Raw genomic sequence first — 12735 nt, 5'->3', positions numbered from 1 at the left:
CCTTTCAAGACTAACCTTTAAGTTTTCCACATTTTTTTGTGGAATTAACAAAAGAAAAAAGAACCAAAAAAGAAAAACTATACATGATTATTATCTTAATGTATAAACTTTTTCTTTTTTACAAACCTAAAGGCCGTCGTGTTAAAACCAAGCAGCGGAGCTGCGTTAAAACTTATCCATTAATGACGCTTGGTAATAGAAAGCACTCAGGATTAGTATAAAAATTTCAACACCAACACAAGTGTCCATGAAAAAACAATGGCTCATTGTCGGCATAAGTATGCTGATGCTCCATTTGGTTAACGCCCAAAACAGACCTGGTAACAATCCAAACACTCCTCCGCCTCCGCCCCCAAGCACGGCAGCGCCGAAGGAAGAAAAAATGACCTCCCCTACCCGTGTCCTCAACCCGGATCATTTTGTAGAAACCACTCGGGAGGTGACCATCAAAGGCCAACGGGTGCCTTACCGCACGCATGCAGGTACGATTCCGGTGTGGGACGAAGAAGGTAAAATTCTGGCGGGGTTATTTTATACCTATTACGAGCGTACCGACATCAAAGACCGCGCCAATCGCCCGCTGGTGATTTCATTCAACGGCGGCCCCGGTTCCGCTTCGGTTTGGATGCACATCGCCTACACCGGGCCGCGCATCCTGCAAATCGACGATGAGGGTTACCCCACCATGCCCTACGGCATCAAGGACAACCCCTATTCCATCCTGGATGTAGCCGACATTGTACACATTGATCCAGTGAATACGGGTTTTTCGCGCATTGTGGCCAAAGACACCCCGACCAACCGTTTTTTTGGGGTCAATGCCGACATCAAGTACCTGGCCGAATGGCTCAATACTTTTGTCAGCCGCTACAGCCGTTGGGCTTCGCCGAAGTACCTGGTGGGCGAAAGTTATGGTACTACGCGAGTATCGGGCCTGGCGCTGGAATTGCAAAATTCCCAATGGATGTACTTGAACGGGGTGATCCTGGTGTCGCCTACCGATCTGGGCATTCTGCGCGACGGAGCGGTTGATCAGGCGCTACGTTTGCCTTTCTTTGCCGCAACCGCCTGGTACCACAAAGCCCTACCAGCCGATTTGCAACAAAAAGACCTCACCGCCTTCTTGCCCGAGGTAGAAGCCTTCACCATGAATGAGCTCCTACCCGCCATTGCGCATGGGCACTCGCTAGATGAAGCCAAGAAAAAAGCCGTGGTGGCCAAATTTGCGCGGTATTCCGGCCTGAAGGAGGATGTGATCCTCAAAGCAAATTTGGACATTACGGTGCAGTTTTTCTGGAAGGAGCTCTTGCGTGACAAGGGTTACACCGTGGGTCGCCTGGATTCGCGTTACCTGGGGATCGATCGGCAGGATATTGGTTTGGCACCCGATTACAGCGCGGAACTCACCTCCTGGCTACATTCCTTCACACCGCCGATCAACATCTACCTGCGCGAAGAATTGAAGTACAAAACCGACCTGAAGTACAACATGTTTGGCCCCGTCAACCCCTGGGATCGTACCAACGACCGCACGGGTGAAAACCTACGGCAGGCCATGGCCCAAAACCCTTACCTGCACCTGCTGGTACAATCGGGCTACTACGATGGCGCTTGCGACTACTTCAATGCCAAATACAACATGTGGCAAATGGACCCCGGCGGGAAACTGAAGGAGCGCATGAGCTGGAAGGGCTACCGCAGCGGGCACATGATGTACCTGCGCAAGGAAGACCTGGAGACGAGTAACGAGGATATCCGGGAGTTCATCAAAAAGTCTTTGCCAAAACCCGGGCAACCCGCCAAATATTGATTCCCTTCCTTAGGTGCCCCTTAAGTGCCTTCGGTTTCTTAGGTGGTGAATTTTTGCCCCGCTTCGCGAGGCTTGTTTTTTTCACCACCTAAGAAACCGAAGGCACTTAAGGGGCACCTAAGCATATTAGACATTTACTTTTCTTTGTTTTCTACCCATTTTTGAAGTTTTGACAATTCCTCTTGGATTTTTGTTTTGCTCCACCATTTCCCCGCGTGAATCACGCCCTCAATCTGCTGGGTAGCCCGAATGTTTTGCAGCGGATTCGCATCCAAAAGCAACAAGTCCGCGATTTTGCCCTTGCTCACTGCGCCGTAGTCCTTGCTCAGGCCCAAAAATGCCGGGCCATTGATCACCGAAGCTTTCAGCGCCTCCTGCGGACTCAAGCCATAACGCACCATCAACTCCAACTCCTGATGCATGCCCAAACCGGGATAATCAAAAGAATTGAGGTAACCCGCATCCGTTCCGGCAATGATGGTCATGCCTGCACGGTGTAACAATGGCAACAAGGAGGCAGCCGTTTCAAACATGCGGTGCCGCAGGTCGATGGCCGCCGAGTCGTCCTTCATGGCCCGATCGATGCGCCACTGGTAGGTGCGTTTGAACTCGGGCCCAAGATAGGTCAGGTAATGATCGTTTTTGTGGTCGTTTTGATCTAGATACGCTGTGGCATAGCTGCCAATCATGGTGGGTACTACGGCGGTGCCATTGGCGGCGAGTTTGCGGTAATTGGCCAGAGCGGTGAAGGTGTCCAGGGTAGCGAGGAATTGTTCGTTGGCCTGACGGGCGTTTAAGCTACCTGCCGCACGTTGTTGGGTAATTTCACGCTCTTGTCTTGAAGCTGCCCGGATGACGTAGCCCAGGTGCTCAATGGCCGACAAACCCGCCCCGGCTACTTCCTGGATCGTCAGCGCGACAGGAATGTGCCCGGTGACCTTCCAGCCCCGCTTGCGCGCTTCGCGGATGCTTTGCAGGAACAACTGAGGCGCCAGGGTATTGTCGGTGATTTTGACAAAATCCACCTTTAGTTTTTGCAGGGAGTCCAGGGCTTGTTGCAGCTCGGCGGGAGTGGCAATTTCCAGATCGCCCGGCCAGATGGAGTTTTTACCTTCCAGTTTTGGCCCGGAAGTAAAAATCCGGGGGCCTACCCTTTTGCCTTCCTGAATTTCCTTGCGCCACTGGAGCACCGATAAACTGATGTCGCCCGCGCAGTCGCGTACAGCCGTGACGCCCATGGCCAGGAAGAGGGGCAGGAGTTGTTCGTTTTCGTCGATGAGGGTATCACCGCCAAAGTGAACGTGGTTGTCCCAAAGGCCGGGCAGGAGGTACTTGTCTTTGCCAATGATGATTTGTTCGGCTTCGGGCAGTTTGGCTTTGGCTGGCCCGGCATAGACGATGCGATTGCCCTTGATGCTCACGATTTGATTGGGGTGGATTTTTCCGGCGGCTACGTCGACGATGTTGACGTTGGTGATGAGGAGGTCGACTTGGGCCTGGAGGGGGGTAATGAGGGCGAGTAAGACGAGGAGGCTGAAGGTTTTCATGGTCAGGTTTTGGGTGTAAAAAACGGAAAATTTGGGGAGATGTGGTAATGGATATTGGGATCGAAGAGCGCCCACGTAGTGGCGGGTAGGGTGTAAAGCTATATCGGTACTTTTATTTTTGAGTAATTTCCCATCCACCAACAAAAATCATTGTCCACTCCCGACCAAATCCCCCATTTTGCGGTTTAATACCTTGAGAAAACCTAATTTTGAACAGGTGTTTCAAAAAGCCTCTACCATTATGTATAAATTCCGTGCTTTATTCTACCTCTTCTTGGCCTTCAGCCTATGGACTTGTGACAATGACGACGATAAAGACGACACAGGCGGCGAATTGACCCTCAATTTTCGGGGTTTGTTCGACCAGAACAAGCTCAAGATGTTCAATGCTGACTATGCATACGAGGACAACATGAAATTGCGTCTGCAACTGTTCCAGTTCTACATTTCGGATGTGGCTTTGATGAAAACCGATGACCCCAAGGGCGATAGCCTCCAGCTGATCGATGTGGAGTTGGTTTCTTTCAAAAACATCCAATCCGACGATGCTGCGCAAAAAGGCATCACTTTTACCCTCAAAAACATTCCGCCGGGTACCTATAAAGGCATCAAGTTGGGTCTGGGTGTTTCAGCCGACCTGAATGCCGTAGGGCCAAGCAGCTATACCCCACCCCATCCGCTGGACGACAATTATTGGTCCTGGGCCAAGGGCTACGTGTTCACCAAAGTTGAAGGCAATGCCGATTTGGACAATAGCGGAAAGTTTGCCACCAAAATCACTTTTCACGTGGGGGAAAATGAGTTTTTCCGCAAAAAGGTATTTTTGAAGGACATTGTCATCACGGACAAAGGCAGCAGCAATTTGACCCTTGATGTTGACCTGCACCGCGTGTTGGCGCAATCCAGCGCGAATTACCTGGATTTCCGCAAGGTGACCCAGGATCATACGGTGGACAAGGCCATTGCGAAGTTTATTGCGGACAATTTAGGGGAGGCGTTGAAGGTGCATCAGGAGTAGGTTGAAAAGGATGGAGATGGGGAAGGGTTTAAGCCCCGCTACGGGCGAAATGTGGGTAGAAAATGGTGGTTCTCGCGATATCCAAAGTCCCGTCAGGGACGCAATGTGGGTATTATGCCCCACTACATACCCACATCACGTCCCTACGGGACTCGGGAAAACCTCGGGGCGGTCGTTTTCTACCCACATCACGCCCCTAACGGGGCTCGCGTTGCTTGGCACAATCCTCCTCCTCTCGGCCTGCCAGCCCCAATCCGAGCTCCAGCACCTCCCCTACCAGCCCGAATATTTACAAGCTGCACATCCCCCCAGCTTTCCGCCCATGCGCATTCCGCCCGATAATCCCTTGACCAAAGCCGGGGTCGCCTTGGGTCGCAAGTTGTTTTTCGACCCGATTTTATCCAAAGACAGCACCATCGCTTGTAATAGTTGTCACCAACCGGAATTGGCCTTCACTGATGGCCAAGCCTTCAGTACTGGTGTAGATGGTCGGAAAGGCAAACGCAGCGCCATGTCCTTGCTCAATGTGGGTTTTTACGCCAAAGGACTGTTTTGGGATGGACGTGTAGCAACCCTCGAAGAACAATCGCTGCATCCGGTGCGCGATACCCTGGAGATGCGGAATGCCTGGCCAGTGTTGCTGCAAAAACTACAGACTCATGCCGAATATCCGGCTTTGTTCCGCCAGGCTTTTGGCATCAAAAACTCCAAGGAGATCGATAGTTTATTGATAGGCAAAGCCCTGGCCCAATTCGAGCGCACCCTGATCAGTGCCGACACCAAATTCGACCAGGTAATGCGGGAAGAAGCCCAATTTACGGCACAGGAAAAACGCGGCTGGACCATTTTTTTCGATGCCTCTCCAGCTGTGCCTACTTCCGAGTGCAACCATTGCCACGTTGATCCCCTATTCAGCACCTTAAACTTTGAAAACAATGGGCTGGTTGCAGCGTTATCACTGGATGATTACCCGGACAAGGGCAGGGGTATTGTAACCGGCAATCGCAACGACAATGGACTATTTCGGGTCCCCACCCTGCGCAACTTGAAATACACCGCTCCTTATATGCACGATGGGCGTTTTAAAACCCTGGAAGCAGTACTCGATCATTACGCCAGTGGCGGGCACCCGGGTACAAACGTGAGTCCCAATGTGCGCAAATTGAAACTGAACGAACGGGATCGCGCTGATCTAATTGCATTTTTAAACACGCTGAATGATGAAAATTGATCTGGGTTTTACCTTTATATTATGGTGGGGTAATCACATGGGCCGGGGCAACCACATAGGCCGGGGCAACCACGTAGGCCGGGGCAACCACGTAGGGTTGCCCGTACGGGGTGTTATATTATTATTGACATTGGGGGGGCTCTGGGCCTGTAATCCTGACGACAAAAAGGAAGATCCCAAACCCGATACCGACCTCATCACTGGCACTTACACCCCCGAGGACTACGCGATTAACCTTCCCAAATGGATCCCACCACTACCAGCAACGGCCAACAATCCCTTGACCAAGGCAGGTGTGGCGCTGGGCCGAATGTTGTTTTACGACCCCATTTTGTCCCGCGACAGTACCCAGGCCTGTGCTTCCTGCCACCAACAAGCCAAGGCTTTTACCGATGGATTGGCCACCAGTCCAGGCATTCGGGGCCAAAATGGGGCCCGCAGCGCCATGCCCCTGGTCAACCTGGCCTACAATACCCGTGGCTTCTTTTGGGACGGGCGCTCGGTTGACCTCGAAAGCCAGGCACTGCTGCCCATCGAAGACCACCTGGAAATGGACGATACCTGGGACAATGTGGAACGCAAACTGCGCCGACACAAAGATTATCCCGGCCAATTTCGGCAGGCTTTTGGCATCAGCTGCAAAACGGAACTCACCCGGGATTTGGTAGTGAAAGCGCTTAGCCAGTTTGAACGTACCCTGATCAGCGCCTATTCGCGCTACGATCGGGTGGTTTGGGCCAAGGAAGATTTCCCTACGGATGAGGAACAGCGGGGACTGGAACTCTTTTTTATCGAATACGCTGGCACGCTGGCCCATCCCGGTTGCTCGCATTGCCACTTCAATCCACTGTTCACCGACAACAACTACCACAACAACGGACTGGACAATGTGCCCAACCTGGCAGCATTTAAAGATTTGGGCAGGGGAAAAGTAACTGGGTTCCAAAGCGACAATGGCCGTTTTCGCACGCCCTCCTTGCGCAACGTGGCCCTTTCGGCCCCTTACATGCACGATGGTCGCTTCAAAACCCTGGAAGAAGTATTGGAAAATTACAGTCGCGGGGGTCATGGAGTCGCCAACGAGGATGCCAACATCACGGGTTTTGCACTTTCGGAACGGGATAAATCTGACTTGATTGCCTTCTTGAAAATGTTGACGGATACTTCTTTTGTGAACAATCCGGCTTTTTCGAACCCATTTAAGCGGTAAAAAAGATTTATTTGGTTTTTTTTCTCTGAAAAAAGAAATCTTTTTTGGTGGTTTTTTTCACAAAAAAAGTCTAAAATCCTTTAAAAATTGGTATTAAATCCCGAATTATTTATTTTATTTTTTTCACAATACATAAATTTTGTCCTTGTACACCCCTATTCTTTGCCCCATATTTGTACTGTCAAACGAACGTAGCCGATGAATGAATCGGGTACAAATTTTGGATATGCATTATGGGATCTTTGTTTGCGAAAATAGTAAGTCAGGTTTAGGGATAAAGTCTGACTTACTATTGCAAACCTTTCCCCACCAAACTCGAAGTGTTTTTCACTCAAAATATACCCGCAAGGGAAAAGATTAGTTTTTAAAGTTCATGGGATTATATGCAGTAAGTCGCGCTCATTCAGCGCGACTTATTTTTTTTTAGGCCCGTCCGTAAAACCAATTGCAAAACTAAGCTGTTAATTCAGTATTCAAAGCCCAAGTTCCTGTTTTTTTTACAACACTTGACCTTAAAATTGTTTTAAGGTTGTGTAAAATAAAATGAAAAAATCTTGGTTATATAGGCGAGAATATTAGGCGTAAAGCTTAATTTCGTTTATTGATTAGAGAGGTATATTCATGGGATTATAATTTGTTAGTAGTTGGTCGTACTGCGAGTGAGTAGTGCGACTTTTTTTTTGACAACAAGCCGCTAACATTAAAAAAAATCTACATTATCTTCCACAAAGCTTTGCCCTTCTCAAAAATTAGTTGTTAATTTGCAGTACATAAAGCCACAACAACATTTTTTATTTGTTCTCCCCATCTTTTTAAGTAGTCCAACCCATTTTTCAGTCTTTTTGCATTGGCCTTGCTGTTTGGAGCAGCAAAGGGTTCTATTTTTCATGCTAACAAATTTTAATCCAATGTTCAAAAGACCAAACGCTATTTTGTCCCAAACGTATGGCGTGCCGATTAAACTACTCTTGCTGGGACTTACCCTGCTGATCAGTAGTTGGAACACTGAAGTACTGGCACAAATTTCCTTGAGTTTTGACGTTACCCACCCTAGCTGTGCAGGGCTGAGTGTGGGAAGTAAGATTGTATGTACACCGAGTGGTGGCACCGCGCCTTATTCCTTCGTCTGGAGTACAGGGGCCACCACTGGCGAGGTCAGCAGTCTGGCTGCTGGCACTTATTCCGTAAGCGTGACCGATGCAGCTAGCCGAACCGCTACTGGTACTGCTACCCTTACCGATCCACCACGCATCAATGTGACCTTTGAGTCGCAAAGCTGTACCTCTCCAGCGACCATCAAGGCTACGGGGAGTGGCGGTTTTCCACCCTACACCTACACCTGGGATGGGATGATTCCTGGACAAACCTATACGGCTACCCAACCAGGCAAGTACTGCGTTACGGTAACCGACACCAAATTGTGTGGCAAAATCGCCTGCTTTACGGTGTCCATCAATCCGATGATTCTGGACATCAAATCTACGGCGATTACTTGCCCCGGCGTAAACAATGGTTCGGCCAATGTCACGGTGACTGGGGGTACAGCACCTTACGAATACAAATGGAGTACGGGAGCTACGACCTCAGCCATCAACAATCTGCAACCAGGCACTTACACCGTTACAGTAATCGACGCCGGGGGCTGTTCAGGCACTGCAACAACCACTGTGGCGGGCAAAAATCCCATTCAAATTGTGCTGGACCCGGATAACCCCATTTGTGCTGGCGACCTCAATGGTTCTATTGCCGCAAGTGCCAGTGGTGGCAACGGCGGCTTCATTTACCGCTGGAGCACCGGGGCTACTACCAATACCATCGCGGGTCTGAGTGAAGGCATTTATACCGTTACTGCCACCGATGTGCGGGGTTGTACCGCCACCGCTACCGATACTTTATTGCCCGGTTCCAATTTGACCACCAAACCAATTGGGGTTCCCGTTTCTTGTCCGGGCAACATCGATGGTTTTGCCCTGGTGGAAGTCACCGGAGGAGTACTGCCTTATACGTTCAACTGGGCGGTAGGGGGATCAAACAACACCATTAGCAAGTTAGCGCCCGGCATTTACCGCGTTACAGTGACCGACGGCAAGGGATGTACAAAGATAGTGGATGTGGAAGTAAAATCTCCACCCCCGATTGAAATCACTCTTACCTCTACCAACAATATCACCTGTGATGCGACTAAAGGCACCGCCAAGGTGAAAGCCAGCGGCGGCGTAGGTCCATTTACTTATTTGTGGAACAATGGAGCCACCACCGATTCGATCTCGAACCTGCCCAGTGGCACTTACCGAGTGACGGTCACCGATGCCAATGGTTGCCAAAAATTTGGCGCAACGACCATCACCGAGCCGCCGAGTATGGAACTCACCCTGGATGTAAAACCAATCGATTGTACGGGGCAAAACAATGGCCGCATCACCGCCCTGGTGAGCGGGGGTACTGCTCCTTTTGTGTACATCTGGAGCAACCGCAGAGCGACCCAAACCATCGATACGCTGGCACCGGGCACTTATGGCGTGATTGTACGCGATGCCAAAGCCTGCGTGGTACAATCTTCAGCAACCCTGCTTGATCCACCCGCCTTGATCGTGGAACTTAAAGTGACTGATTACCTCTGTAGCAATGTCAATGCGGGTTCCGGGCAAATCACCGTAAGTGGAGGAACTGCGCCTTATACCTATCGGTGGAGCAATGGTGCTACTACCTCCAGCGTCCAAAATATTCCTCCCGGGCCATATAGTGTAACAGTTACAGACGCCAGAAATTGTATCAAAACGGCCAATGACACCATTTTGCTCAACTCGGGCATCAAATTCACCGCCCTCAAGTCGGATGTGAATTGTAATGGGGAAAACAATGGGCGTATTGCCCTTACCGTAATTGGCGGGAGTGGAACATTGATCTACAATTGGAGCAACGGCAGCAGCACTGCTACCATCAATAATTTAGCTCCTGGAACTTACCGCATCACCGTGACGGATCAAAACAACTGTGGCAAAGACACCAGTTTTGTAGTCACCCAGCCCGATACCCTGCGTACCCGCATGAGCGGCAACGCGATCGTGTGTGGAGCGCCACAAACCGGGGCAGCCAGATGTACCGTAACGGGTGGAACCACCCCTTATTCCTACCAATGGAGTACTGGGGCCTCTACTTCAGCGATCACCCAACTCAATGCTGGCTTGTACAGAATAACCGTAACCGATGCCCGCGAATGTCAGGTGATTGATTCCTTCCGAGTGCTGGATGCCGGGGCTTTGCTCTGCCAGGTAGTAGTTATCAAAGCGGTAACCGTACCCGGCGTCAGCGATGGAGAAGCCGAAGTGCAGGTCATTGGCGGCACTGGCCCTTATAGCTACTTGTGGAGCAATGGGGCTACCACTAGTGCGGTCACCAACCTCAGTGGAGGGACTTATTCCGTCACCACCACCGATGCCCTGGGTTGTGTTACTTCTTGTACAGTAGCACTCAACCCAAGCAAAGCCCTCATTGGCGACATGCTGTGGTTTGATACCGACGAAGATGGGATTATGGATGCCGGGGAGCCAGGCATTCCAGGCGTAAAGGTTGTCCTAAACCGAGTAGATGTGGGCAATACGTCAATGGAAATGACCACCACGGGGGCTAATGGCAAATACATTTTTGTAGTAGATCCAGGTTGTTACAAAGTCACATTCGTGTTACCAGATACCCTGCGGCCTACCCAACCCAATGTAGGTACCAACGATGCCCTCGACAGCGATATCGACCCGATTACTTACACAACGGATACTTTTTGTGTACAACCCGGCACCAGCAACCTGGATTGGGATGCAGGGGTTACACCCAGCCCAAAGGGTAGTACCCTGGGTACTTGTGTTTGCCTGAACAATGCCAGCGATGCCTTTACTGGCCATTTCCGCGAAACCATCACCATTGATGCCTTGCCGGGCGAAACCTGGCGCATCACCAGTGCCGCTGGGGTGTTCCGCGACGATAGCCCGAATCCGCCTGCAGCACCACTACCTATTACGGTAGGCACAACGCTGCCAAGTACCAGTCCAGGCATTTTCTCGCTGACCTTCCGCCATGTAGATGCCCAAGGCTATACCCTGCGGGTGACCAATGGAGTAGATACCATGATTTTCCAGAATTCATGCGCCTACCCTACCATCAGCATCGCGAATCTGAGTAATTTCCGGGATACTTTCTGTGTGAATGCAGCGCCATTTGTGTTGCAAGCCACCAGTTCAATTCCCGGCGAAATCTCCTTTACGCTGAATGGTCAACCTGTAAATAGCATTGATCCAAGTACACTGCCAGTAGGCACTTACGAACTGATTGCCCGCCTTTCACCGAGCAGTCTGGACGCTTGCGAAGCAGTACTGCGCCGCCTGATCATCATCACCCGCGAGAATTGCCGCGCAGTGATTGGCGATTTTGTCTGGCATGACCTGGATGAGGATGGGATCCAGGATCCGGGCGAACCAGGAATTCCCGGGGTAAAAATCATCATTCTGGTGGTACCCAAAGGGGGTCTTACCATCCCAGATACGATCATAACGGATGCCAATGGCAAGTTCAACTACACCGGGCCTGCCGGGCAGTACAAACTGACCATCATTCTGCCTCCAGGTTTTACCGTCGGCAAGGCCAACGCGGGCAGTAATGATGCCATCGATAGCGACTACGACCCGACGACTTTGATGACGGACGTCATCATTCTGGACGATGGGGAGATTGACCTGACCATCGATGCAGGTTTGATCAAACCTTGTGTCAACCTGACCTATGCGGGGGTGATTGGATATGACCAAAAATTATGCGGCCCCGGGGCTATTCCGGCAAAGCTAGTCAACGTGGTTTCACCTAGCGGTGCACCGGGCGAAGTGGAATACTTGTGGATGCAGTCCACCAGCAGTTCACGTTTTGACATGGCGTTTTTTACACCCATTCCAAACTCCGACTCGCCAGAATACCAACCCGGCCCAATTCAACAGACTACTTATTTTGCCCGTTGTGTGCGCATCAAGGACGCCAATTGTCCTTACATCGAAAACAATGTGGTCATTATTGAAGTAGGTGATGCCGTAAAAATTGACTGGAAGAGCCCAACGGGTTTTTGCGCAAAAGAAAATGCAATCCTTCAGATCGAAACGGGTACCCAAAACGCTGGGGTGCGCTGGGACTTTGATGCAGGGGTCAACCCAAGGGTCGCCTACGGAAAAACAGTAACGGTGAGCTTTGAATACGCCAGCCGCTTTGGGGTAACGGTAACGGTTTCCGAAAACAATTGCGTAGGCAGTTTCACTACCTCACTTTCCGTTAGTGACAACCCAACCCTTTGTGGTAGTGGAATCAACAGTTTTAGCCTGGATGCAGTACCGATGAACGATCAAACCATTCGCCTCAACTGGGCGGTGCGCAATGATGGGTACACTTACACCTTTGACGTACAACGTTCAAAAGATGCAGTGCTGTTTGATAAAATTGGCACGGTGAAAGAACCAGTCCGCATCAAAGATGGCAACCAGGAATATGAATACATCGACTACGACGCCAAACCAGGGATCAATATTTACCGGGTAAGGATGATCAACAATGTGTCGGGCAAAGACGCCTTCTCCAAACTGGCCAACAGCAAAGTAGGGGTAGCTTCCGATGAATTGTTCAACATCTATCCGAACCCGGTCAGCGACCGCCTGGTGATCCAATTCTTGCAACAATCAACAGGCAATATCACCCTGGAGTTGTTCAACGCGGACGGTCGCTTGCGGACCAGCAAGAAGGTCGACGCTGGGGCAATCCTGGATGGCATAGACTTTGACGATCTGCCTTCTGGTTTCTACTTCCTCAAATTGAATTTGGGAGAATTGGGAACTGAGGTGGTGAAGATTGTTAAAAAATAGAGATGAAAGATGAAAGATGAGAGATGAT

The 12735-nt window shown here is 50.5% G+C and carries 6 protein-coding genes; 5 read left to right on the top strand and 1 reads right to left on the bottom strand.

Annotated elements, in window-relative coordinates:
• Positions 1–247 precede the first annotated feature (247 nt).
• Positions 248–1810, top strand: coding sequence for a S10 family peptidase (locus tag ACEW9O_RS27345; RefSeq protein ID WP_373553411.1), 1563 nt, complete (start codon positions 248–250; stop codon positions 1808–1810).
• A 134-nt stretch (positions 1811–1944) separates the two neighbouring features.
• Here ACEW9O_RS27345 and ACEW9O_RS27340 read toward each other — a convergent pair whose 3' ends face one another.
• On the bottom strand, positions 1945–3357 hold the full coding sequence (locus tag ACEW9O_RS27340) for an amidohydrolase family protein (RefSeq protein ID WP_373553410.1): 1413 nt from the start codon (positions 3355–3357) through the stop codon (positions 1945–1947).
• Positions 3358–3598: 241 nt separating this feature from the next.
• On the opposite strand from ACEW9O_RS27340, the gene ACEW9O_RS27335 reads away from it, so the two are divergent.
• The 4 genes from ACEW9O_RS27335 to ACEW9O_RS27320 all read left to right on the top strand — a co-directional run bounded on the left by ACEW9O_RS27335 (position 3599) and on the right by ACEW9O_RS27320 (position 12707).
• On the top strand, positions 3599–4375 hold the full coding sequence (locus ACEW9O_RS27335) for an MbnP family protein (RefSeq protein ID WP_373553409.1): 777 nt from the start codon (positions 3599–3601) through the stop codon (positions 4373–4375).
• Positions 4376–4391: 16 nt separating this feature from the next.
• Complete coding sequence (locus ACEW9O_RS27330) at positions 4392–5606, top strand: cytochrome-c peroxidase (RefSeq protein ID WP_373553408.1); 1215 nt, start codon at positions 4392–4394, stop codon at positions 5604–5606.
• Positions 5593–6816, top strand: a complete 1224-nt coding sequence (locus ACEW9O_RS27325; RefSeq protein WP_373553407.1) for a cytochrome-c peroxidase — start codon at positions 5593–5595, stop codon at positions 6814–6816. The genes ACEW9O_RS27330 and ACEW9O_RS27325 overlap by 14 nt, the downstream gene beginning before the upstream one ends.
• 908 nt (positions 6817–7724) lie before the next feature.
• A complete protein-coding gene (locus tag ACEW9O_RS27320; protein ID WP_373553406.1) occupies positions 7725–12707 on the top strand; it encodes an SdrD B-like domain-containing protein in 4983 nt (1660 codons plus the stop codon).
• Positions 12708–12735: the final 28 nt, after the last annotated feature.

It is taken from the genome of Haliscomenobacter sp. (assembly GCF_041740695.1).
GTDB lineage: Bacteria > Bacteroidota > Bacteroidia > Chitinophagales > Saprospiraceae > Haliscomenobacter.
Note: the sequence above shows the minus strand (reverse complement) of the source record. Positions and strands in the feature narration are given on the sequence as shown.